This window comes from Peptoniphilus timonensis JC401, assembly GCF_000312025.1.
GTDB lineage: Bacteria > Bacillota > Clostridia > Tissierellales > Peptoniphilaceae > Peptoniphilus_A > Peptoniphilus_A timonensis.
In genome coordinates, this window is record NZ_HE978595.1 from 227791 (window position 1) to 252585 (window position 24795).

A 24795-nucleotide genomic window follows, 5' to 3' on the forward strand; every position below is an offset into this window, starting at 1 on the left:
GACATCAAGGCTTCTACATTTAGAAGTGATCCATTTGGTGCATCGGCATAAGACATTGCAACTTGTTCTTTATCTAATATATCTTTAATTTTTCTTCACTTGCTATAAATCTTCCTTCTCCGTGAGAAATTGGAACCTTGTAAGTTTTTCCTTCTTGAAGCTTTGCAAGCCATGGTGAATTATTTGACATAACAACTGTGTCGACTACTCTAGCTATGTGTCTTGAACAAGTGTTATAAGTTAGAGTTGGGTCATCTTCTTCAAGGTCTTTAATTTTTCCATAAGGAAGTAGTCCTGTTTTAACTAGAGCTTGGAAGCCGTTACAAATTCCAAGGATTAGCCCGTCATTGTCTTCTAATAATTTTTCTATTGCATCTTTTACTTTTTCAGATCTAATTACATTTGCAATAAACTTACCTGATCCGCCTGGTTCATCTCCAAGTGAAAATCCGCCTGGGATTGCAAGTATTTGTGCATCTGATATTTTTTCTGCAAATTCTTCTATAGATTTTTCTAGGCTCTTTTCGTCTTTATTTCTAAATACAAGCACTTCAGCTTTTGCTCCAGCTCTTTCAAAAGCTCTTGCTGTGTCATATTCTGAGTTTGTGCCAGGGAAAGCTGGTATAATGACTTTAACTTCATCAACTGGCTTTTTGGATTTCATTCTTCTCTTTGGAGCTTTCTTTTGTTCAAATTTTTCAAGTTTATTTGAATCAATTGGCTTAAAGATTTTATCCATTGTGTTTAGATATGCTTTTGAAAGTTTTTCTAGGTCTAATTTTTCTCCATTTACAAGCATTTCTCCTTCTTTAAATTCACCAAGATTTTCTATAAAGTCCCTATCTTCAAGGTATTCTACTATAAAAGATCCATAAAGTGGTGAATATAAATCTTCTAATTTTATGTCAAAGCAAGTGTTATCTATTGCCATTTCAAAAATTTGTGGAAGGCTTCCCTTGTGGTTAATTGCTGCTGCAGAAATTATATTTCCTTTTTCAATTTCTTCTTGAAGTTTTTTGAAGTTTGCTTTTGCCTCATCAAGGTCAAGTGCTCCAATAGAATCTCTATTTGTCTTTATGATACCAATTTTTCCTTTTCCCTTAAATTCTGGACTTATAATATTTTTTGCATCAACAGTATTTACTGCAAAGGAAATTAGTGTTGGAGGAACATTTATATCTTCAAAACTTCCACTCATTGAGTCCTTGCCTCCAATTGGAGGTGCTTCGAAAAATCTTGATGCTTTTAATGCTCCAAGAAGTGATTTAAGTGGTTTTGACCAAGATTTTTTGTTGTCCATTTTTTCATAAAATTCTTGGAAGGAAAGTCTTATGCCAGATAGGGGAGCACCTGCAGCCACAAGTTTTGCTATGGATTCTATTACTGCATAGTAACCTCCAAGATATTGTGATTCAAAAGATAGCTCAGGGTTAAATCCATAGGACATGACTGATGCTGTTTTGGACTCTCCTTCATCTGTTGGGATTAGGGCTGCCATAACTTGTGCTGGTGTGTTTTGTTTTTTTCCACCAAGTGGTTGTAAAACAGTTGCAGCTCCAACTGATGAATCAAAGAGTTCAATCATATTTTTCTTAGATGTTATATTTAAGTCTGATAAATATTTTTCAAGATCTTCAAGTCCATCTTTATTTTCCAAAAATTCTGGAAGGTCTTCTGAAGCAACTTCAACTTCTTCAAATCTCTTGGCACCTGTTTGATTTACAAAATCATAGCTCATGTCGCAGATAAGATCATCTTCATAGTACATTTTAAGTCTATTATCGCCAGTAACTCTTGCAATAACTGTTGCTTCTAAGTTTTCCTTGTCAGCAAGTTCCATGAATTTATCTACATCATCTTTAGTTACAACAACTGCCATTCTTTCTTGAGATTCTGAAATTGCAATTTCTCTTGGTTTTAATCCCATGTATTTTAATGGAACTTTATCTAATTTTATTTCAATAGAGTCTGCGAGTTCGCCTATGGCAACAGAAACTCCACCTGCACCAAAGTCGTTACATTTTTTGATTAATTTTGCTGCCTTTGGATTTCTAAATAATCTTTGGATTTTTCTTTCTTCTGGTGCATTACCCTTTTGAACTTGGGCAGATTCTGTTTCAATAGAAGAAACATTGTGAGATTTTGATGATCCAGTTGCTCCACCAATTCCATCTCTACCAGTTTTTCCGCCAAGTAGGATTACAATATCTCCTTCACTTGGTTCGATTCTCTTTACATTTTCAAGAGGACATGCTGCTATAACTGCGCCAGTTTCCATTCTCTTTGCCACATATCCTGGGTGATACAATTCATCAACAAGACCAGTTGCAACTCCAACTTGGTTTCCATAAGAAGAATATCCAAGAGCTGCTTCTGTGACGATTTTCTTTTGTGGAAGTTTACCTTCAAGAGTTTTTTCTATTGGAGTGAAAGGATCTCCTGCTCCTGTTACTCTCATAGCTTGATAAACATAGGATCTTCCAGAAAGTGGATCTCTTATAGCCCCACCAAGACAAGTTGAAGCTCCTCCAACAGGTTCAATTTCTGTTGGGTGATTGTGAGTTTCGTTTTTAAACATAAGTAGATAGTCACGTTCTTCTTCTTTTCCATCTACTTCCACTTTAGCCTTTATTTTTACAGAGCAAGCATTTATTTCTGATGAAACTTCTAAATCATCAAGTTTGCCATTTTTCCTAAGTTCCTTGGATAAAATTGTGCCAAGTCCCATAAGAGTAATTGGCTTTTTGACATCTAAATCTTCTCTCATCTTTAGGTAGTCATCAAAAGCTTTTTTAATTTCCTTATCAAGTTCTGTCACTACATTAAAATCAACATCAAGTTCTGTGTTAAAGGTTGTGTGTCTACAGTGGTCAGACCAATAAGTGTCTATTATTGCAACTTCAGTTTCATTTGGATCTCTATTTTCAGATTTAAAATAATCTTGCAAAACTTCCAAATCTTCTGGACTCATGGCAAGAGATTTTTCTTCCACAAATTTCACAAGACCATCTTTATCAAGTTCATTAAAACCATCATAAACTAGATTTTCGTGGTTTTTCTTTGCATCTTCACGAAGTTCAGTTTCCTTGTAAACATCAACTTCTTGCGAATCAACTGGATTAATCAAAAAGGCTTTTATCTTTTCAAGTTCTTTTTCATTAACCCCACCAATATCATAAACTTCTGTCACCTTTGCCCTGATTTTTTCATCAGTAAAAAGTGCAAGAGTTTGAACAAGTCCGTCTTCTCTATTGTCAAATTGACCTGCTTGATATTGAATTCCTATTGGATTTTCAAAAGAATCTTCTAATTTTTTATAATCTTCATAATAAACTTCTTCTACTGGAGCTTCATAAAAAACACTCGCCATAGTCTTTTCAAGAGTTTCATCTGATACATCTATATCGTATCTCCTGTAAGTTTTAATATAAGTAGGCTCGATGCCAAGAGAATTTTTGATTTCTTCTCTTAGGGCCTTTGATTGGTGGTCAAATTCATTTTTCTTGCAGATATAAATTCTTTTAACATTATTTTTCATCTTCAATTAACTCCTTTGGCTCAACTGCATAATTGCCATTAAAGCAAGCTTCGCAGAAATTATTTTCTTTCATCAAAGTTGCATCTAACATTCCCTCCATAGATATAAAGGCAAGGGAATCTGCACCTATTTTTTCTCTCATTTCTTCAACAGAATAGTTTGCAGCAATAAGTTTTTGTCTTGATGGCGTATTTATTCCATAATAACAAGGATATTTTACTGGAGGAGAAACAACTCTCATGTGGACTTCCTTGGCACCAGCTTTTTTCATTCTCTTAATCAAATTCTTGGAAGTTGTTCCCCTTACAACAGAATCATCTACAAGGATTATTCTCTTGTCCTTTAAAACTGTTTCAAGAGGATTTAACTTTAATTTTACAGAAAGCTCTCTTTCTTCAGCTGTTGGCTTTATAAAAGTTCTTCCCATATACCTATTTTTTTACAAGACCTTCTGCAAAAGGAATTCCAGATTCTTGAGCATAACCCATTGCACCAGGTGTTCCTGAGTCTGGAACAGCAATAACAAGATCCGCATCAACAGGTGCTTCCTTAGATAAAATTTCTCCGCATCTTCTTCTAAAATTATATGAGTTAACTCCATCTAAATTTGCATCAGTTCTTGCAAAATAAACATATTCAAAGATGCAGTGTTTTCTTTCAGCCTTTTCAAAAAATCAGAATGGATGCCCTTCTTGTCGACAACAACAATTTCTGAAGGTTCAACATTTCTTATAGCATCAGTTCCAATTATTTCAAGAGGAGCATTTTCTGATGCAATTATAACTTCTCCATTTTTTGCTCTGCCAATTAAAAGTGGTCTAAAACCATTGGGGTCACGAAAAGCAACTAATTTATCTTCAAAAAGCATTACAACACTGTAAGCTCCCTTTATCCTTGCCATAGTTTTTTTAACAGCTTCAATAATGTCGCCTTGGTAATACTTGGCAACAAGAGAAAGAATTACTTCTGTATCAATTGCAGTTTGAAAAAGCATACCTTCATCTTCTAGTTCAGACCTAATTGATTCATGATTTACAAGATTTCCATTGTGAGCAAGGGCAAATTCCTTGTTCTTAGAAAAAGCAAGGAGTGGTTGTGAATTATATTCATAAGATCCACCAGCTGTTGCATATCTGACATGACCAATTCCAATATTTCCCTTTAACTTTAAGAAACTTTCATCATCAAAATTATCATAGACAAGACCCATACCCTTATCTAATACCATATTTTCTCCATTAAAGACACAAATACCACTTGCTTCTTGTCCCCTGTGTTGAAGAGAATTAAGTCCGTAAAATAATTTTTTGCTCACATCATTTTGTGAGTAAATCCCTATAACTCCACACATTAGTCTTCCACCTCATTCTTCCAATAATAAAAATCTTCCATTCTTCCTCCAATTAAAAAAGCTCATCAAAAAGATGAGCTATCAATATCTGTATGTGAAAAATTAGTCGCAAATATTGCGTTTCTAAGTCCGTAATCTCTATGTATAGAAACTTTTGAAAACACAGGCAAGAAAATCATAAAATCAACTAATCCTCCAATTCATAATAAAGTAATTATATCATAAATAGAAAAATTTGTAATAATTAGCTTTAAATTTAGAATAAATTTCATTATGTTTTTAAATAATTTTTTACTCCATCAAAAATCCCAATAAACTTGTCCATAAAATCAATCTAAAATATATTTTTCCAAACTTAAAAACTTTTTATATTTCTAAAGCATAAAAAAGAGCAGACCTAAGTCTGCCCAAAAAAAGTATTTATTTAAATTGTTAGAGTAAATTTACAATTACCCTTGAGATTTCCCCTCTTCTAATATTTTCTTTAGGGTCAAATCTTCCATCATCTCTTCCTTGGAAAAGTCCTCTGGAAACAGATTTTTTGACCTCTGTTTTTGCCCAATTTGATATTTTATCTTCGTCTTTAAATTTAATATCCTTAAATTCTTTCCTATAAATGCCTAATTTTTCAACATATCTATTTAAAATAGCGGCTACTTCTTCTCTTGAAATTTCTCTATTAGCTTTAAATTCACCATCATCATATCCATAGATAATTCCATTTTTGCTAGCCCAGACTACATATCCCTTGTCTTTGTTATTATCTAAATCTTTATAGATGTTTTCATTGTAATTTGATGGATTGACATCTTGCATCTTTGCAAGTGCTTTTACAAGTTCTAACCTAGTGGCATTTCTATCTGGATAAAACTTTCCAGCATCTAAATCCATTAGCTTTTTATCTAAAACTTTTTCTATAAATTCACTAGCCCAGTGATTTTTGTAATCTCTTTCTTCTATATTTTTTGTTTCATAACTTTTATCTAAGATATTATTTTTATTCTTTGAAGATAGAGAATAGGTAACATCTACTGGATAAGTTTTTTCACGGTGATGTCTTGTAAAGATGCTATCAATTTTATTTTCATTATCCTTATATTTAGCATTATCATCTATTTCTGTCCAAGGAATTTCACTTTTGTTTTCCTTTTTATCGTCTAGCTTATCTTCTCTAGGATATATTTTTGCAAAATTAAATCTGTCCCTAAAGTTAAAGTCAATTAAATCATCATTTCCCTTGCCAGACATATAATTTACATCAAAGAAAGTTTTTTCACTTTCATCAAGACTTGCTGCATAAGGAGAATAAGTTTTTAAGAAAATTTTGTTGTTATCTTCGTCAAACTCTGCGTATTTAAAGAATCCATTTCCTCCATTATAGGAAAATTGATAGTCAGCTAAAACAGTTAGGACCATTTTATTATTGTCATTTTGATAGATCTTGTTTCCTGCCCCGTGATAGTGTCCAGATACTGTCATAAAAACTTGATCATACTTCTTTATAATATTCCAAATTTCATCGCCAACTTTTGATAATTGTACTGAAGATGGTTCTGTGTAGGAGCAATCAACTATGTTATGACTGACAATAATTGTTGGGTTTTCTCTATTATTCTTTAAAATATTTTCAAACCACTCTTTATCTCGTCCCAGGTCATACCAGGAAAGTCCTATCATAAGATATTCATAAGAACCTGCCCTTACCTTCATGTAAGAAGATCTTCCAGAAGGAGAATCATTTACTAAATAAGTTGCTTTTTGTAAAAATTCTGAATTTTTTCCAAAATAATTGGTATAAAATAAATCTTGTGGTTTGTTATTGGGATTTAAATAGAAATCTTTGTCGCCATATTTATAGCCAGCTTCTGGTAAATAATCGTGATTTCCAGGTATAATCAGAGTTTTTAAATTAGAATCTGCAAGTTTATAAAAAATATTTCTAGAATCTTTAAATTGTTCTTCTGAATCAAAATCTTCGACTATGTCTCCTAGATGAGCAACAGCTTTTATATTTCCCTTATTCGCATCATTTATAAGTCCTTCAATCGCTGTATTCATTACATCTTTTCTAAATTTTACTGTGTTTTGAGTGTCTGGCAAAAATACAAAATTATAATTATTTTTATTTTCTAAAGAAAATTCTCTATTTGATCCAAAATCTCCAGCAAGAACTTCAGGATTTTTTACTATCCATTCACTTTTATCAAGTTCTCCTCTTGAAATTCTTATAGTTTCTATATTTCCATTTAAAAATTTATCCAAACTTTGACTTCCTTCTTTCCACCAAGAAGAACCAATTCTAAATCTTCCATCCTTAGGATCAGCAAAAATTCCCTTCATTTCTCCACCGTCCCTAGAATTGTAATTTCTAAAAGATTCAGCTCCATTTAGATATGATTTAATATTTCCCTTGTCATCACAAGTTATGGCAATGTGATACCATTGTCCACCCTTATCCATGGCAACAGACCATACAGATGAATCCATCATGTGTGAGTCGTCTTTATTTGCTGTTAAGTACTGCACTTCTTTACAATTTGAAACTGCTATTGATGTTGAACCTAATTGTGGTTCATCCATAGTTTTAACATCTTCTGTTTTGTCAATTTGTCTTGCCATAATCCCCATCCATTCATCTTTACTAGTCCAATCCTTTGGCAAATAATATAAAATCTCAATAGTATAACCTTCTTCAAAAGTTTCCTTATTTATTGCTGCATCATTATTAGTAATAAAATCAGCTCCCTTATCTTTTGCAAGTCCAGCAAATTCAATTGATCCCTTTCCATTGACGGATTCATCAGAAAACTTTAAAAAATCTTCCCAATTTTCACTAGACTTATCTTCTGTCAAATGACCCTTTGAGTAAGTTTGCATTAACAAGTCATTATTATTGCCACTGACATCTTTAATTACAAGACTTCCATCAATAATTGAACCTGTAGAATTATCCCTGTTAAAATCCCACTCTGCAACTACTTTTGATTGTGCAAATATTCCACTTGGAATAAATGATACAAACAATGCAACAAGTAAAAATAGTGACAAAAAACTTCTTCTCCAATTATTTTTCACTTTTTTAACCTCCTCATTTTTCCATGGGTAATTATAAAAAAATAATATTTATATTGAGATTATAAAAAGTAAAAGCTATGTAAAATTTTATTTCAACAAAAAAAGAGCAGACCTAAGTCTGCCCAAAAAAGTATTTATTTAAATTATGAATTTAAATCTTATTCGATGGAGATTTTTGATGCTCCTTCTATTTTTATATTTGAGTTGTAATATTTTGTAAGTGCCTTAACCATATAGGCTGGATCCTTTGCTCCAGCTGTTTCATAGTTGGAGTGCATTGCAAGTTGTGGTAGTCCTATATCAACTGCGTGAAGGGATACTTGTGTATTTGATAAGTTTCCAAGTGTTGATCCACCTTGCATATTACTTCTGTTGGCAAAGTGTTGAACTGGCACATCAGCAAGAGCACAAATCTTCTTAAATACTGCTTGTGAAAAAGCGTCTGATGTGTATTTTTGATTTGCAGCTTCTTTTATTACAATACCTTCATTCATAAAAGTTCTGTTTTCATCGTCAGTTAATTCCTTGTGGTTAGGATGAACTGCATGAGCATTGTCAGCACTTACAAGGAAAGATTTTGCAACTGCCTTGTGATACTCTTCTTCTTCAAAGCCAAGGGATGCATTTAGTCTTTTTAATGTGTCTTGTAAAAGAGTAGACATGGCACCTTGTTTTGTGTTGGATCCAACTTCTTCGTTGTCGAAGCAGCAGTAAACATTTACTGCCAAATCATTTGATCCTTCTAAAAAGGCTTTAAGTGAAGTGAAGGCACATTCAAGGTCATCAAGTTTTGGTGATGATACAAATTCATCTTTGTAACCCCAAATTTTTCCTTCTTGTCTATTTACAAGGAATAAATCTTTAGAAATAATTTGATCTTCATTAACTCCAAGTTCTTCTGCTATCATCTTGTTGTAATCTCCAACTTTCATTGCTCCTGTTGTAAATAGTGGAAGTAGGTCAACTTGTCTATTGTAGTTGTAGCCCTTATTTACATCCCTATTCATGTGGATTGCAACATTTGGAATAATTAAAAGATCTTTATCGATATTTAGTAGCTTTGAAACTATAGCTCCATCTTCTTCTACTAGGACTCTTCCTGCAAGTGTAAGTGGCTTGTCAAACCAAACTGAATCAATTGGTCCTCCATACACTTCCACATTTAGTTTTACATAGTCCTTTGGTCCTTCAAGCTCTGGCACACTTTTTACTTTAAAAGTTGGTGAATCAGAGTGAGAAGCCACAAGTTGGTAGTGGTAGTCTGATAAGTCACTACCCACTTTAAAGGCAATTATACTTGAGTCATTTCTTGTTGTGTAATAATTTTTGCCCTTTTCAATATTCCAGCTTTCGCCTTCTTTTAATTCTGTAAAATTTTCTGCGTCAAGGTATGATTTCACAGTGTCAACTGTGTGGAACATACTTGCGCTCTTTCTAATAAATTCTAACAATTCTTTTGAAGTTTCTAAATAATTCATACTTCCTCCTTTTAGAATTTAGCTAAGTTTTTTATCTTCCTTTGCTCTTATCATTGGTAAAATTACTCCAAGTGCAACAAGTACAAGTGGTGTAATTACGTTAAGTGCCATTTGCATTGGGTCATCTGAAATCATTCCTAGCATACAGCAAGCAGCTGTTACTATAAAGCACCAGAAGCCAAAGAATAAAGCAAGGCCTTGTTTACGAGTAAAGTAGAAATCTCTTTCTACATCGCCTCTGTTCTTTCTCAAGAAAATATATGCCAAGAATACCCATAAATAACGAAGTGGCATTGTAATTGAGTTAAGTTTTGTAAGTTGTCTTAATACTGTTGCAGCACCTGGCACAAGAATTTGTGCAAGGATAATTGAACCAGCAAGAACAATTATAAGTTTAATACCATTGATGTAAGCTCCATATTTATTTTTCTTTAGAAGCTTTCTTGGAATGTATTTATTTGTCTTATCATCATCAAGTAGCATTCTTAATGGTGCATCAATACTTACAACAAGTGTAGAGAATTGACCAATAGTGTTACATAAAGCGTAAACAATCATAAGTGCATTTCCAAGTCCATAATATTCCCCAACTTTTTGGAATGCCCAATAAGCACCATTAGCTGCATAAGAGTCAAAAGTTGCTGGATCTGAATTAATAATAGCAGGATCAAACATCATTCCCATAGCAATAGTACCAAAAATAGCTGAAATAATTACCATTACAGCAGCAAAAATCATTGCTTTAGGGAATTGCTTTGAAGGGTTACCTTCCAGGTTGTTTACATAAGGACTCATCTTTTCAATACCACCAACAGCAAATACAAGAATTGATAAAGAAGTGAAATACTTCATATCAAATGTTGGGATTAAATTATTAAGAGACCAGTCCATAGCTTGGTAACCACCATTTGGATTGATCTTTGGTGCAGCAAGCATCATTAAAATATAAAGAATACCCATAACAAACATACTTGAACCTGCAATAGTTGCAAGGTTTTTAAGTGGGTTAAGTCCCCTACTTGCTACCCAACAGAAAATTAAAAATACTGCTAGAGTTGCGATTTGTACATAAACAGTTGGTAGTGAGTCATAAACTTCTGCGTTTTGGAAGAACATCCAGCTCATTGCCTTTAGTCCACCAGAACCCTTAGAAGCGATGTAGGTAATGTGACATGCCCAATAAGTCCAACCTGCGTAATAAGCTAGCTTATCGCTAGAAGTTGATCTTATCCATGATGTAACTCCACCACCCTCATCCTTGAAGGCTGAACCAAGTTCCCCAACCATTAGAGCGTTTGGAATAAAATAAAGTGCGAACATTAGGATCCATGAAAATATTACTTGAATTCCGTTAAAGAATACGAAACCGTTAACAACATTTCCAAAACCCCATAAAGTGGAAAATGCCATAAAAGCCAGCGCATTCCACTTAATTTTCTTTTGTGAATCTTGCATTTAAACTCTCCTCTCATAAAAATAATTGCATGATTTAGTTAATTATAACCTTAAAAAAATAAGTCGTCTAGTGAAAATAAGAATTTATAAAAACATTTTTCTTGCTTGCTTTTTTGGATTGACGCTTTAAATCACTTTATAAATAAAGTTTTATATCCCTTAATATACAAATTTATAGTGGTTTTACGTGAGAAATTATTATATTTATAAAAATTTCATCTCAAGACTCTTCTCTAAAAATACAATTTTATAGAGAATTTAAAAGTGTATTTTTCCTTTGTTTTCTTATTAAAAATTTTGTTTTACCCCTTTAAGAGCCTATTACCGGCAGCATTCCGCTTCTATTATATTTATTTATATTTATTCATTTTCTATCACATAAATCCTTTAATATATTCCCTATATCTTGTTTTAATCTTCCATAAATTACTTGTATCCTATATTTTGGAGCAAATACTACGTGATACTTACAATTCCAGGATGTATGTGATAAACTATTTTTATTCATTTTAGGATACCTCCCTTTTCTATATATGCTACTGCCAGTAACATATATAGTTTATCATGGAAGGTTTTTTGCTTGAAGCTAAAGCTTTTTTTCCTACCACCAGCATAGCTGGTGGTTTATTCATGCTAAAGCGAACAAAAAAGAGACTCGAATTAACGAGTCTCCTCAATATTTGACATAGCGTTGAAATAAATTTTACCTTCTTAAAATATATTCCATTAGTTCCAGAGCTTAGTTTTCTTCTAATAGGACTGACTTACCTATATTTTGGTCATACTTTTTCAACACAACAGATTTCATTAAAACATAATATACTACAACACTTATTAAAAGTCCTGCGTAAAAAGCATAGTCCCCAGCAAATAGGGCCAGACCGAATGATAAAAATGTTGCTAAAACTGCTGCAAAGTTATATCCATTTTTATAATTATATTGCCCTTCAGGGTTATATAAGTCTTTTATATTAACCTGAGTTTTTCTTATCAAGAAATAATCTGTTAATATTATACCGATTACTGGTCCTAACATTAATGAGATCCATGACTGAATAGTAACCAGGAATCCACCTTGACTTTGTAATTTCCATGGCATCATCAAAATACTGATACATCCACAGATTATTGTACTGTATGAGTATTTTAACTTAGGAAAAATATTTAATAAAGCAAGTGATGGTGGAAGCAAGTTAGCAGCTGTATTCGTACTCCACTGAGCAAACATTATAACTATCAAACACAATGATACCATAACTTTATTTGTAAAAAGATGAGGTACTACATCATTTAAGTCCCAGAATCCTGTTGTTATTCCTGCTATAACTCCAACAAGCATAGTTAATACTCCAACTAGCATCAACCCAATTACTTGTCCAACTATAGCTCTTTTATTTCTTTTCCAAAAATTCATTTTATGGAAATCAGGATATCTTTTTATTTGTCTAGTCAAATCGCCACCATTAAGTGCCATTGTAATCCATCCGCCTGCAATACCTGATATAGCAAACGGTATTGAGTAACCACCTTCAGCAGTAGTTGCCATTACGTCTGGTATGGTGATGTTATAGACATTCAGTATCTTGATAGTAATAGCCGTAAACATTATGGCCAAACACGGAATCGCAATCCAACCAAACTTAGCCATAGCCTCTACTCCGTACATAGTATTCATAATTTGTACTGCTGCAAAAATAATTATAATTACAGTCAAATTATCAAAGCCAGGGACAAATATACCGAACATTGTATTTAGTGAATTCGCCCCAACCCATGTTAGAAAACCAAACCAGTAAAGCCCAGGAATAGCTCTAATTATACTGGCTATATATGATCCCTTATAGCCGAATGGAGCTCTTATATATGCTGCAAACGGTATTCCATATTTTGTTCCAATATCCCCAACCATCGCTGTAAGTAATGTAACAATTCCATACCCTATAATCATTACAAGCGATATCATAAGAGGTGACAGCCCTTTACCATTATCAAAATATTGTGCCCCTAAACTAAACGCAACTATGTTTATTGTCATTCCCGACCACAATATAATATAATCTGCCAACGACATAGTTCTTTCGTTATCACTTGTAGGCATGAGCTCTTTATTTTTTAGTGAGTTATTATTATTATTCATACTTAACCCTCCAGTTATAAATCAAATTTTTGTATAATATTTTGATCAATTGACCTTTCTACAAACTTGCCTGCAAACTTTTCTCCGTAAAACTTTCCATCTTCAATTATTATATTTCCGTGAGAAATCGTCATTTCAGGATACCCTTTAATTTCCATTCCTTCGTGTAAACAATAGCTTATGTTGTTGTGAAGTACATCTTTACTTAATGTGACTTCTTTATCCATATCAACTATTACTATGTCCGCATCTGATCCTACTGCCAAAATACCTTTTTGAGGGAAACATCCATAAACTTTCGCAATATTCGTACTAGTTAAAGCAACTACATCATTGATACTTATTCTTCCTTTATTGACCCCTTCAGAAAGCATTATTGGTAATCTAACTTCTAATCCAGACAAACCATTAACAACTTTTCTGAAATCTTGTATAAACTTTCCTTCAGAGTCTTTTTCTAAGAACATTGACTTTTCATCAACATCAAATGTACAGTCGTCAGAACCTATTAATGAAATAGTTTTATCTTTTATACCATCCCATAGTTCGTCAGCTTGCTTTGGTGTTCTTAGTGGTGGAGAACATATAGCTAGATATCCGTCCTCCCTTTCATAAAGATCATCAAATAACGTTAAGTAGTGAGGACCTGTTTCAACATAAACTGGGAACCCTTTACTATGAGCCTCTCTAGCTACATCGAGAGCTTCTTTATTTGTTGTGTGAACAACAATGATACCCGTATCCACATACTTAGCAAACCAAACTGCTCTAGAAAATGCTTCAGCTTCACATAAAACAGGTTTACATTTGGCAAAATTCACCCATGATAAGTCATTCTTTTCTTCACATTCTCTTATATTGTTTTCAGCTATTGGATTACTTTCGCAGTGTAGCATCGGTAAACCTTTAACTTCTTTACATTTTTGGAAAACCTTAAGAATAGTTTCATCCTCAGCCATTACGCCTTCTTTTTTGTAAGTCATAAACATTTTAAATGTTGGTGTCCCATATTCTACTAGTTTGTCTATGTCTTTTAAAGTCGATTCATTTGCTTCAATAAATTTTCCATGCACGCTATAGTCAATTGCAGACTCTTCCATTTCTTTTCTTCTTGCTTTAACTTGTTCAAATGGAGATTGACCCCTTGACATATTAGCAAAATCCATAAAAGTTGTTACTCCACCAAACGAAGCACTAATACTTTGTTCATAGAATGTATTAGCTCCTAATGCTCCTTGGAAAGGTGCCATACAGTGCATGTGAGCCTCTACTCCACCTGGCAAAACGTATTTACCAGTTGCATCAACTACCCTACTAGCTTGCTCATCAGAAAACTTCCCAATTTGAACAATTTTTCCATCTTTAACAGCTAGATCATTTTCAATAGTGTAAGAATCATAAACTAACTTTCCATTTTTGATTATTAAATCGTACATAAAAACCCTCCATTTTCTTAATTTCTTATTAAACAAATAGCTTGAGCAAAAATCAATTTATCTACCTTTAAACCTTAAAACTTTTCCTGCTTTTTTAGGAGTAGCCTTTCCTTCTTCGATCAATATATTTCCGTTTATTATAGAATAGCCAATACCTGTTGCCAATTGTTTAGGGTTTGTATAGTCGCCATTATCTTTAATGTTGTCAAAGTCTATTACTAATATGTCTGCTGCATATCCATCTTTTAGGTATCCTCTATCTGTAATTCCTATTGTGTCTGCTGCTTTACCAGTCATTTTTCTGATAGCAACTTCAACTGGAAATACTTTTTCATCTCTACAATATTTTCCAAGAACTCTTGCAAAAGCACCATAAAGCCTTGGGTGTGGTTTTGCACCTATTATTCCATCTGTACAAACATTTTGTTCATCTCTCATCATAAATGTCTTTATATGTTCTTCTTTACCATAGAAATCCACAAGACCAACAATATTTTCTTCATCTCTAATTAAGTCAAATATTGCATCATAAGGATCTTTATTTGTTGCTTCTCCTAATTCGACCAGATTCATACCAACGTATTTTTCTGATTCTTCGTTCTTAACAAATGTTATATATATTCCCTCAAGTCCTGCAAAGTCTATGAAGTTATCCCATCCAGGAATTCCATTTTTGATGTCCTTTTTCATTTTTTCACGAAGTTCTGGATCCTTAAGTCTTTCTATTAACTTATCAGTTCCTCCATCGTGTACCCATGGTGGAAGGATTACAGACATCATTGTTGATCCTGCGACATATGGATATTGGTCAAAGGAAATTGTTAGTCCTTCTTCTTTTGCGTCATCGAGTTTTTTAAGATTCCTGGAATTAAGTCCCAGTTGTTCTTTCCACAGATTTTAAAGTGTGAGAAGTGAGTTCTACATCCACCTTCTCTTGCAATCTTTAGAATTTCATCCATGGATTCAAGCATTGCATCTGCTTCTGATCTTTGGTGAGTTACAAAAACTCCGCCATTTTTCTTTATAACTTTTCCTAGATCAATAAACTCATCTACATCTGCATATACACATGGTGGGTAAATCATTCCTGTACTCATCCCAAAAGCACCAGCATCAAAAGCTTTTTGAAGTTCTTCGTTCATTCTCTCTTGTTCCTCTGCTGTTGGCTTTCTATTTTCAAGTCCCATACTAACCATTCTCACATTTCCATGTGGTGCAAGGTAGGCGATATTTGGTCCAAGATCTAGTTTGTCAACTTTATTTAAGTATTCTTCTACGCTTCTCCAGTCCCATTCATAATCATATTCACCTTCTAGTCCAGCCATTGCTTTTTTCCAAGGTTTAACTGTCTCATCATTAACTGGTGCTGGTCCCATACCATCTTGAGCAACAAGTTCTGTCGTAATTCCTTGAAATAGTTTTGGTGCAAGATATGGATCTTCTATTACTAACATTGAGGAGTGGGAGTGAGTGTCAATAAATCCAGGAGTAACTAATCTCCCTTTTGCATCTATAACTCTGTCTGCCTCAACTTTTCCATCAACAAAATACATTTTTTCATCTTTAATAGCTATGTTTTTCTTGTAAGGTTTTGAGCCAGTTCCATCTACAACTGTTCCGTTTTTTATCAAAATATCGTACATAACCTATCTCCTTTATACTAGTAATGCTTCCATTACTGCCTCGTAAGAATCTACAACTTTTTCAAGTTCTGAAACTTCTATATATTCGTTAACTGTGTGAGCTAAGTTTTCTCTTGATGGTCCAATGCCTAGAGTTTTTATCTTTGCTTCTCCTGCATAGTGACTGCCATTGGTACAGAAGTTGTATTGGGTTATGTCTGGATTTTGTCCCTTATCTTTTAGTTTTGCTACAACTTTTTCAACCCAATCTTCCTCTTCGTCAAAGATCCAGCCTGGGAAAAATCTTTCCCCCTCAATAATTTCTCCAGTGAAGCAATTTTCCTCTCCTATTGAGTAATAGGCCCTGGCTTTAAGTTCACTGTCTTCTTTCATTAATTTTTCCAAAAGTTCATTTATTGGAGCCAAGACTGATTCTTTAGTTTCATCAACTAAGAGTCTCCTGTCATAAGTTGCAATACATTTTTCTGGCACAACTGATGCTCCTGGATAAGGACTTGATTTAATGTCAACTAGTTCTAATATTCCATATCCAAGTCTATCGTGGTGAGTTGGCTTTAGATCTCTTATTGCTTCTATTACCTTGCACATCTTGTAAACTGCGTTGATCCCCTTTTCTGGATTTGCTGAGTGAGCTGGCTTTCCTAAAACTTCAATTTTGATTTCTGCCCTTCCCCTTTGTCCTATTTTTACATTGCAGTTTGATGCTTCACCAATTATTACATAGTCTGGCTTTGCATATGCACTTACTTCTCTAGCAGCAACTCCTTCAAAACATTCTTCGTGAACAATTCCTGCTACATAAATTTCTCCAGCAAAGTCTCCAGCAGTTTTTTCATTAAAGTTTCTAGCTGCAACTGCCATTGATGCAAGTGCACCTTTCATGTCACTTGTTCCTCTTCCATAGATTTTGTCATCATGGATTTCTGCTTCAAAAGGAGGATATTTCCATTCAATTTCGTCAGTTACAGGCACTGTATCCATATGTCCATCAAATACAATCTTTGGTCCTGGTCTAGAACCCTTGATGTGGCCAATTGTGTTTCCATATTTATCAACATGGACATCGTCAAAGCCATTTTCTTTAAAGAATTTTGCTAACTCTTCCGATACGCCTTTTTCATTTCCTGAATAACTTTCATGTCTTATTAGCTTTTGTGTTAAGTCTACTGCATTTAACTTGCTCATTTCCTACCTCCTGTACTTTCGTATTTTCCATCCCAAACTATGTTTAAATAGTTTTTAGCATCTGTGTCGCCTTCTGTTGAAACAAATATTAAATTTGAATCTTCATTTATGTTTAGTTCCTTTCTTTCATCTTCATATCTATCGTCAGTTAAGATTTTTAAAATTGCACCGAAAGGAGCTGCTCCACTTTCTCCAGAGATGATTTTCTTGTCATCTTTGTAAGAGTTTCCCAAAACTCTCATGCCAAAAGCAGCAAATTCGTCTGATGCGCTTATAAAATGTTCACAATTATCTAAAAGTACCTTTAGCCCAAAAGTATTTGGTTCCCCACAAGCAAGTCCAGCCATTATTGTCTTATGGTCTCCACCAACTAAAACTCTTTCATTTGCTTTTGCAGACTCATAAATACAAGCCACTGTATCTGGTTCAACTATTGTAATAATTGGCTTGTCATCCCCATAGATATTTGCAAAAAATCCTGTTGTGGCTGCTGCAAAAGACCCTACACCTGCTTGTAAAAATACATGCGTTGGTTTTAAATTCTTCTCTTGCAGACTTTCGTACATTTCCCAAGCAAGAGTCATGTAACCTTGCATGATCCATTTTGGAATATCTTCGTAACCATCCCAAGCTGTATCTTGAACCATGATATAGTTTTTTTCTTCTGCAAGTTGATTAGCTTGTCTAACACATTCGTCGTAATTTAAGTCTAAAACTTTTACTGTAGCGCCTTCTTTTTCAATATTCTTAACTCTTTCTTCGGCTGAGCCCCTTGGCATATATACAATTGATTTTTGATTTAATTTATTTGCAGCCCATGCAACTCCACGACCGTGATTTCCATCAGTTGCAGTTATAAAAGTTACATCGCCTAATTTATCTTTTACCTCTTGTGATGTTAGCTTTTCAAAAGTTAGGTCCTTTATATCCATCCCAAGCTTTTCAGCAATTACCTTTCCAATTGCAAAACTTCCGCCAAGAACCTTAAAGGCATTTAAGTCAAACCTATAAGATTCGTCCTTAACTAAAATATTTTTTACTCCAGCCTTTTCTGCAAGATTTTTCAAATCAACAAAGGGAGTTTCTTCATACATAGGAAAGCCCATGTGGTAGTCATGAACCTCTCTTGCTACCTCTTCATTTAAGAAGCTCGTGTCGTATTTCTCTCTCCTGTCATCTTTAAGTCTCGTAAAAATTTTTAACATCCTATCTCTCCTTTGTTTAGTAAAATATGTAATAATTTTTTTAACCTTTTTATCTTATAATAACAATAACAATCTTTAATAGAATAACGGTTTCTTTTATTAAAGGTTGCTGTGTGATATATTACATATTATACTTTATATTTGAGATTTGTCAACTATACATTTTATTTTTTGTGATATACTTTAGATTAATAATAAATGTGAGGTTTTGATTTTGGATATTAAGTTAGAAAAAATGAAGAATGCAAAAATTAATAGAACTTTTATAAAAGATGTGGTTTATGAAAAATTATCTAATTGGATAATTACTGGATATCTAGAGCCAGAAACCAAAATAAATATAAACGAGATCTCACAACACTTGGGTACAAGCAGAACCCCAGTAAGAGAAGCTTTGCTGAGATTAGAAAATGAAGGTCTAATTTTATCAAAAGCAAATAGATGGACAATAGTAGCACCTATAGACCTAGAGTCTTCCCTTTACACTTATTCTGTTGTTGCTAGCTTAGAAATGTTAGCCCTTGAACAAGCTTTTGAGAAAGTTGACGATTATTTTATCAAAGACTTAGAGAAAATAAACTCTAAACTAGATACTGCATTCAAAAACGCTGATACGATGGAGCTATTGAACCACGATAATGAATTTCATGATAAAATTATATACTTGTCTGGAAATCCAGAAATTCCACCTATAATTCATCCTTTAAAGAAGAAGATTCAACGTGTTGAACTTTCTTTTTTCAAAGATAACGATGGTAAACAGAATACTTATAGCGAGCACATTAAAATAATAGAAGCCATGAAAGACAAGAATCTTAACTTAGCAAAAGAATATCTGAAGAAAAATTGGTATAACTCTATAAACTTAGTTAAGGAAAAAACAATAACTAAAAAAATTCTTTATAAATATATAGAAGCGCATCCTTTTAATAAGATGCACTTCTTTTTCATTATTTAATATTTTATTTTTTTAATTACATCTATAATATCACCATATCTATCTTCTACATTTGCTACAATTTCATCAGTTGTCTCTATGCCACTTGGTTTACCTGTAATCTTGTATGCAATATCTCTAAGTTCTTCTATGGTTTTTAAATCTAAAGAAGATTTTTCTAAGTTATTCTTTAAAAATTCATAGTTTTTATGTTTCGGATTTAATGCTATTCCTGCTTCAGTAACTACAACAGCTATATCTTTTCCTGGAGTACATTTTGTAAATACTTTATCTACAACACTAGGAGTTCTTTTTCTATTAATTGGTATTGCAATTATTGAGAGGTCAACCCCTGCTGCAACATCAGGACCTCCACCAATTCCGCTTAGCATCTTTCCATTAGATCCAACAAGTAGATTAACATTAAAATCAGTATCCACTTCTAAAGCACCTAATATACCAACATTAACCATGTTTCAGAGCAACCCTTTAAGTTTGGATTTGCATACTTCCCACTATCTATTTCAATCATTCTTTGATTTTCAAATAGAACCTTAGCAGAATTCGCATCAAAAGATTGTACAGCCAAAACGTTTTGAATTAGGCCTTCTTCTAGCATCTCAGATATATAGGTTGTCACTCCGCCCAATGCAAAGGAAGCTTTAATCCCTTCTTTTTCCATCTCTTTTCTTAGAAAATCAGTACAAGCTATGGCAATAGCTCCTGCTCCTGTTTGGAATGAGAAACCTTCTTTAAAATATCCTGAGTATTTTATAACATCTATTACTTGCCTTGATATCTCTAAGTCTAATGGTCTATTGCTTATTCTTGCTGCTCCCACACCTATTTTAGATGCGTCGCCAATTTCATCTACAACAACATAATCAACATTATCTTGTGTAACTGACCATTTTTCACAAGGGTATGGAACTAGATTGTCTGTAATAACAATGGATTTTGTTGCATATTGCACATCTATCATTGGGTAACTTAGCGTTCCGCAAACATTTTTGCCATAAGCTCCAGTTGCATTTCCAAATTCATCCTCAGAAGACGCACCTACAAAAGCAACATCAATTTTTACTCCGTCAGGTCTTAGGGTTTCTCCATGGAAGTGGATTAGTTCATCTTCAGCCAAAGTGTACTTTTCTATGCCCTTAAGACCCCAGAAGAAGTCGTAGTGCCACCAGAATCTTCTAAACTCTCCATCAGAAATAATTTTTAGGCCAGCTTCCTTTTGCTTTTTCACAAGCTTTTCTTTTTCTCTGTCTTCAACTTCCCTAAGTTCTTCTTCTGAAATTTCCCCCTTAGAAAACTTTTCTCTTGCAATTTTTAAATCTCTTGGTCTCAAAAAAGATCCTACTAGGTCGACCTTACTTGCTACTAAAATTTTGTAATTTTCTCCTTTTTTTAATCCATTTTGAGAATGTATAAAAAAAGTCCTTACTGTTTAAAAAACAATAAGGACGAATAATTTCCGCGTTACCACCTATTTTGCATAAATGAATGCCACTCTCAAGTACCAACATACTCTATCTCTATAACGGGAGCTCCCGGAAAAGTCTAATATCGACTAATCCCATCAGAGGCCATGTTCACCCAAATCTTCCTTTGACCCTCTCAGCAAAACGGGTTTCTCTGTAAAATTCCAAGTTGGATTACTCTTCTCTTCAAATGGTTTAAATTTTTTATTATACTAACACTCTCAACTATTTGTGTCAAGGATATTTTTAATTTAATTTTTTTATAAGTTCATCGACTCTATCTCTTAAATCAAATAGATTTTCTCTAATTTCCTTAATTTCTCTATTTACACGAAGATCAGTAAAGATATTATCAAAAACTATATCCACGAAAAAATCATAAGTTGAGTCTGGAATTTCTTCGTCTAAATTAATTCTTATGTCATATAATTCTTTTTTTGCCCTTTCTAATTTTTCCCTTATAATTTCTAGACTTCTGTTTATGTCTTTTATTTTCCCTCTTTTTATAAGACCAATTATTCCAGAGTCAGCAAAGATGTCTGCTATACCCCACCTAGATGCAGATTCCGTCATCTTTATGGTCTTGTCTATTTCGTTTTTAAGATCAATTAGGGCTTCTTTAGCTTCTCTTAATTCTTTTTCTTCTGACATAATTTCCTCCGTTTCAAATTAGTCTGGGTCCTTGATTTCATTTATTTCCCTAGATATAATTGCTCTATCTCCTAAATTTAATAGGGTTTCTCCTCTTGGAACAATTATATCTCCATTGGGTCTTTGAACCATAATTATAAGTTCATCTTTTCCTATGTGAAGATCTTTTACCCTTTTTCCTGCCCACTTATGACTATCAGAAATTTTTATCTCAAGTAAATCTTCTCCTGTGTAATCGAAATAAGTTTCTCCTCCCAAAACTAAAATGTCTCCATCTCTTAAATATGTGTTACCTCTTGGGACAATACTGGTATTATCTCTTTCTATTTTTGCAATAATTAGATTAAAGGCAAGTTCAATATCTGATATTTGTTTATTTACCCAAGGAGATAATTTCGTAACACGAGTTCTTATAAAGCCTATATCTGTTTTATCTGAGTAATAATTAAAGGTCCTTAAAATTGTGTCATCTGGATCGTACATGTCAACTTTTTTTGTAATAAAGGGAAGGGCTGTTCCCTGGATTAAAAGTGAAAAGATACAAATTACAAAAACTATGTGAAAAATATCTATGGATAATTTTATTCCGCTATTTATAACCATAATCGCAAAGGCAATAGCAGCTGCCCCTCTTAGTCCTGCAAAAGAAATTATAGCTAGCTGGTTTTTCTTCATTTTAAAGGGCGCCATTAGTCCAAAAACTGCTAGTGGTCTTGCAATAAAGAGCATAAAAATCGCTATTATAAAACCTATTGGCAGGGCCTTAATTATCATGTGAATATCTGATAAAAGTCCTAATAAGAAAAACATGGCAATTTGAAAAATGGACGACAAGCCATCATAAAAGAAAACTACATCTCTTTTTTTCTTGAATTCGTGGTTTCCTATATAAATTCCCAAGACATAAAGGGCTAAAAATCCATTTCCTCCAAAGATTTGTGTAACTGCATAAGTTCCTATCATCATAGTTGCCAAAAATACTGAGAAGAATCCATCTTCGTCAAGGGATAATTTTTCTATAATTTTTATAAAAATATATCCCAGCAAAAATCCGCCAGCTAAGCCTATTAAAACTTGCTGCAAAATAATAATGGGTATTGACACACTATAGCCTGACAAAATTGAAAAAATTACATAGGCCATTGTATAAGCTGTGGGGTCATTGGATCCACTTTCTATTTCAAGTAGAGATGCCGTCTTGTATTTTAAGTTTAAGTTTTTTGATACAAGTATATTTGATACAGAAGCGTAATCAGTTGATGCTACAACTGATCCAAGGAGCATGGATTCTAAAAAATCAAATTTCAAAATATAATGACAAAATAGTCCTGTTATAATTGCTGTTGCAAAAACTCCAAGGCTTGCAAGAATTATGGATTCCTTTGCCCTTTCACGACCCATATTCCAGTTAGTTCCAAATCCACCGTAAAAAATTATTATCATAAGTGCTATTGTGGCAATATTTTCTGCAATTTTAAAATTATTAAAATCATATCCCAAGGCAGAAAAAATAACACCCAGAGCCAAGAACAAAAGTAGGGCAGGAAGACCGGACTTGTTAGATATTTTTGTAGCAATCATTGCCAGCAAAAGAATTACTGTTATAAGTAATAGATTCATAAATTCTCCTCTTTCTAATTATAAAATCTATTTTTAAAAAAGGAACTGCCAAAAGACAGTCCCTAGCTATAATGTGATTATACCACATCTATTATATTAAAGTGTAAAATCATCTCTATATGTTTTAAATCTTATTAGCGGATTTAAAAATATAAAATAAAACTCCTGTTAGTGCATAAAAAGCAATTAGACTAAAGAAAAGTCTTTTATTCTTGCTGATAATTGCCATAATTAGAGTTAAGACAATTATAACAAGTGCTAGGACAATTTGAAGAGTCCTAAGACTTTGATTTATTGCTCCCTCACTTGTCCTTATATATTGATTTGCAAGGACAGATATCATTATAAGAGTTACCAGAAAAATTATTGTTTTTTCTAAAATCTTTAAAATCTTATCTTTCTTCATTTTCCCTCACATAGGCTTCTATACCTTCTCTTAAAATTCTCATACTCTTTCTAAGATCATCAACATTTAGGACAAAGGCAAGTCTTACCATTTGCTTTCCATCTTCCTTATTTTTGAAAAATCCTGCAGCTGGAGCAAACATTAGACTTTCTCCATCAATATCAAAGTTTTCTATTAGCCAAACTGCAAACTTTTCTGTATCATCAACTGGAAGTTTAGGCATTACATAAAATGCTCCCTTTGGTTTTTCCACTGTTACGCCAGGAATGCTAATTAATTCTTCATAGATGACATCACGTCTTTTTTGATATTCTTTATTTACTTCTTCAAAGTAGGATTTATCAATACCATATAATTTTGCTGCAGCCATTTGTTCAAGAGTTGGCGCTGCAAGTCTACAGTTGCAAAGTTTATTTATTGCATCTTTAAATTCTTCATTCTTTGATGCAATTGATCCAATTCTTGCCCCACAAGCACCAAATCTCTTTGATATGGAATCAATTAAAATTAAATTTTCTTCTATTCCTTCTACTTCTCCAAAGGATTTATAAGTATTTCCATCGTATACAAACTCCCTATAAACTTCATCTGCAACAATAAATAATTCATGTCTTTTTGCTACATCAACAATTCTTAGGATTTCTTCTTCAGAATAAAGAGCTCCAGTTGGATTAGTTGGGTTTGAAAGAAGAATAGCAACAGTTTTATCAGTAATATTTTTTTCGATTTCTTCAACTTCTGGAAGGGCAAAACCCTTTTTAGGATCAGTCTTAAAAGCTTGAAGTTCAACTTCTAATTGTTCAAAGACTGTCATATAATTTGTGTAAAAAGGATCAGTTGTCAAAACTTCGTCCCCTGCATCACAAATTGATTGGAAGGTAAATAATAAAGCCTCGCTGGCACCATTTGTGATGTAAATATCCTTAGCATCAAATTTTATATTTCTATTTTTATAATAATTTGCAGTAGCTTCCCTGAGTTCTACTAGACCTTGAGCGTGAGCATAAGGAAGTGGTCCCTTTTCTAAATTTTTAAAAGTGTCATAATAAACATCTGGCACATCAATATCTGGTGCTCCAATATTTAGAGCATAAAGCTTTTTGCCTTCAGCTTTTGCCTTATCTGCATATGGTGTAAGCTTCCTAACTGCTGAATATTCTACTTTTTGAATTCTATTTGATAATTTCATTTTTT

Annotated in this window: 16 protein-coding genes, 3 pseudogenes and 1 other annotated feature; of the genes and pseudogenes, 1 reads left to right on the forward strand and 18 read right to left on the reverse strand. The window is 33.3% G+C overall.

Annotated elements, in window-relative coordinates:
* From HGPT_RS06370 to dpaL, 12 genes and pseudogenes are all read right to left on the reverse strand, one after another.
* A pseudogene (locus HGPT_RS06370) lies at nt 1–3538 on the reverse strand (phosphoribosylformylglycinamidine synthase); the annotation flags it as partial.
* Nucleotides 3528–4889: pseudogene (gene purF / locus HGPT_RS06375) on the reverse strand (amidophosphoribosyltransferase). The pseudogenes purF and HGPT_RS06370, both read right to left, overlap by 11 nt.
* Before the next feature lie 432 nt (nt 4890–5321).
* Entirely contained in the window at nt 5322–7964 is a 2643-nt protein-coding gene (locus tag HGPT_RS06380; protein ID WP_019139012.1) for an S-layer homology domain-containing protein, read from the reverse strand.
* 158 nt (nt 7965–8122) lie between these two features.
* Nucleotides 8123–9442 carry a M18 family aminopeptidase gene (locus HGPT_RS06385; protein WP_019139013.1) on the reverse strand — a complete coding sequence of 440 codons (1320 nt, stop codon included), beginning with the start codon at nt 9440–9442 and terminating at the stop codon, nt 8123–8125.
* An 18-nt stretch (nt 9443–9460) separates the two neighbouring features.
* On the reverse strand, nt 9461–10897 hold the full coding sequence (locus tag HGPT_RS06390; RefSeq protein WP_019139014.1) for an APC family permease: 1437 nt from the start codon (nt 10895–10897) through the stop codon (nt 9461–9463).
* A 367-nt stretch (nt 10898–11264) separates the two neighbouring features.
* A pseudogene (locus HGPT_RS08905) lies at nt 11265–11405 on the reverse strand (transposase); the annotation flags it as partial.
* Between the two features lie 231 nt (nt 11406–11636).
* The gene (locus HGPT_RS06400) at nt 11637–13034 is read right to left on the reverse strand and encodes a cytosine permease (RefSeq protein ID WP_019139016.1); all 1398 of its coding nucleotides are present in this window, start codon (nt 13032–13034) and stop codon (nt 11637–11639) included.
* Nucleotides 13035–13048: 14 nt separating this feature from the next.
* The gene (gene hydA, locus HGPT_RS06405) at nt 13049–14470 is read right to left on the reverse strand and encodes a dihydropyrimidinase (RefSeq protein ID WP_019139017.1); all 1422 of its coding nucleotides are present in this window, start codon (nt 14468–14470) and stop codon (nt 13049–13051) included.
* A gap of 57 nt (nt 14471–14527) precedes the next feature.
* Nucleotides 14528–15250: an amidohydrolase family protein gene (locus tag HGPT_RS09285; protein ID WP_019139018.1), complete on the reverse strand. Its 723-nt coding sequence runs from the start codon at nt 15248–15250 to the stop codon at nt 14528–14530.
* A gap of 41 nt (nt 15251–15291) precedes the next feature.
* Complete coding sequence (locus tag HGPT_RS09290; RefSeq protein WP_218914856.1) at nt 15292–16113, reverse strand: N-acyl-D-amino-acid deacylase family protein; 822 nt, start codon at nt 16111–16113, stop codon at nt 15292–15294.
* A gap of 12 nt (nt 16114–16125) precedes the next feature.
* Nucleotides 16126–17298, reverse strand: coding sequence for a YgeY family selenium metabolism-linked hydrolase (locus HGPT_RS06415; protein ID WP_019139019.1), 1173 nt, complete (start codon nt 17296–17298; stop codon nt 16126–16128).
* On the reverse strand, nt 17295–18503 hold the full coding sequence (dpaL, locus tag HGPT_RS06420) for a diaminopropionate ammonia-lyase (protein ID WP_019139020.1): 1209 nt from the start codon (nt 18501–18503) through the stop codon (nt 17295–17297). The genes HGPT_RS06415 and dpaL overlap by 4 nt, the downstream gene beginning before the upstream one ends.
* A gap of 214 nt (nt 18504–18717) precedes the next feature.
* Here dpaL and HGPT_RS06425 point away from each other — a divergent pair, with 214 nt between their 5' ends.
* The gene (locus HGPT_RS06425; RefSeq protein ID WP_019139021.1) at nt 18718–19461 is read left to right on the forward strand and encodes a GntR family transcriptional regulator; all 744 of its coding nucleotides are present in this window, start codon (nt 18718–18720) and stop codon (nt 19459–19461) included.
* On the opposite strand, the gene HGPT_RS10430 is transcribed toward HGPT_RS06425, so the two are convergent.
* The 6 genes from HGPT_RS10430 to HGPT_RS06450 all read right to left on the reverse strand — a co-directional run bounded on the left by HGPT_RS10430 (nt 19458) and on the right by HGPT_RS06450 (nt 24790).
* Complete coding sequence (locus tag HGPT_RS10430) at nt 19458–19913, reverse strand: citrate lyase subunit alpha (RefSeq protein ID WP_019139022.1); 456 nt, start codon at nt 19911–19913, stop codon at nt 19458–19460. The two genes, HGPT_RS06425 and HGPT_RS10430, sit on opposite strands and share 4 nt — an antisense overlap.
* Nucleotides 19892–20791, reverse strand: a complete 900-nt coding sequence (locus HGPT_RS10080; RefSeq protein ID WP_019139023.1) for a citrate lyase subunit alpha — start codon at nt 20789–20791, stop codon at nt 19892–19894. Before HGPT_RS10080 ends, HGPT_RS10430 begins: the two co-directional genes overlap by 22 nt.
* A 108-nt stretch (nt 20792–20899) precedes the next feature.
* Nucleotides 20900–21123: a binding site (T-box leader), on the reverse strand.
* 47 nt (nt 21124–21170) lie between these two features.
* Nucleotides 21171–21575, reverse strand: a complete 405-nt coding sequence (locus tag HGPT_RS06435; protein WP_019139024.1) for a hypothetical protein — start codon at nt 21573–21575, stop codon at nt 21171–21173.
* Between the two features lie 18 nt (nt 21576–21593).
* The gene (locus HGPT_RS06440) at nt 21594–23195 is read right to left on the reverse strand and encodes a potassium/proton antiporter (protein ID WP_019139025.1); all 1602 of its coding nucleotides are present in this window, start codon (nt 23193–23195) and stop codon (nt 21594–21596) included.
* Between the two features lie 124 nt (nt 23196–23319).
* Nucleotides 23320–23601 carry a hypothetical protein gene (locus HGPT_RS06445; RefSeq protein WP_019139026.1) on the reverse strand — a complete coding sequence of 94 codons (282 nt, stop codon included), beginning with the start codon at nt 23599–23601 and terminating at the stop codon, nt 23320–23322.
* Nucleotides 23588–24790: a pyridoxal phosphate-dependent aminotransferase gene (locus HGPT_RS06450; RefSeq protein WP_040542786.1), complete on the reverse strand. Its 1203-nt coding sequence runs from the start codon at nt 24788–24790 to the stop codon at nt 23588–23590. The genes HGPT_RS06445 and HGPT_RS06450 overlap by 14 nt, the downstream gene beginning before the upstream one ends.
* Between the last annotated feature and the right edge of the window lie 5 nt (nt 24791–24795).

Excerpts from the sequence above, each read along its gene's own strand:
- HGPT_RS06435 (WP_019139024.1), bottom strand. The coding sequence starts at position 21,575 with ATGTCAGAAGAAAAAGAATTAAGAGAAGCTAAAGAAGCCCTAATTGAT.
- HGPT_RS06450 (WP_040542786.1), bottom strand. The coding sequence starts at position 24,790 with ATGAAATTATCAAATAGAATTCAAAAAGTAGAATATTCAGCAGTTAGG.
- HGPT_RS06385 (WP_019139013.1), bottom strand. The coding sequence starts at position 9,442 with ATGAATTATTTAGAAACTTCAAAAGAATTGTTAGAATTTATTAGAAAG.
- HGPT_RS09290 (WP_218914856.1), bottom strand. The coding sequence starts at position 16,113 with ATGTACGATATTTTGATAAAAAACGGAACAGTTGTAGATGGAACTGGC.
- dpaL (WP_019139020.1), bottom strand. The coding sequence starts at position 18,503 with ATGTTAAAAATTTTTACGAGACTTAAAGATGACAGGAGAGAGAAATAC.
- HGPT_RS06415 (WP_019139019.1), bottom strand. The coding sequence starts at position 17,298 with ATGAGCAAGTTAAATGCAGTAGACTTAACACAAAAGCTAATAAGACAT.
- HGPT_RS06440 (WP_019139025.1), bottom strand. The coding sequence starts at position 23,195 with ATGAATCTATTACTTATAACAGTAATTCTTTTGCTGGCAATGATTGCT.
- HGPT_RS09285 (WP_019139018.1), bottom strand. The coding sequence starts at position 15,250 with ATGATGTCTGTAATCCTTCCACCATGGGTACACGATGGAGGAACTGAT.
- HGPT_RS06445 (WP_019139026.1), bottom strand. The coding sequence starts at position 23,601 with ATGAAGAAAGATAAGATTTTAAAGATTTTAGAAAAAACAATAATTTTT.
- HGPT_RS06390 (WP_019139014.1), bottom strand. The coding sequence starts at position 10,897 with ATGCAAGATTCACAAAAGAAAATTAAGTGGAATGCGCTGGCTTTTATG.
- hydA (WP_019139017.1), bottom strand. The coding sequence starts at position 14,470 with ATGTACGATTTAATAATCAAAAATGGAAAGTTAGTTTATGATTCTTAC.
- HGPT_RS06400 (WP_019139016.1), bottom strand. The coding sequence starts at position 13,034 with ATGAATAATAATAATAACTCACTAAAAAATAAAGAGCTCATGCCTACA.
- HGPT_RS10430 (WP_019139022.1), bottom strand. The coding sequence starts at position 19,913 with ATGGTTAATGTTGGTATATTAGGTGCTTTAGAAGTGGATACTGATTTT.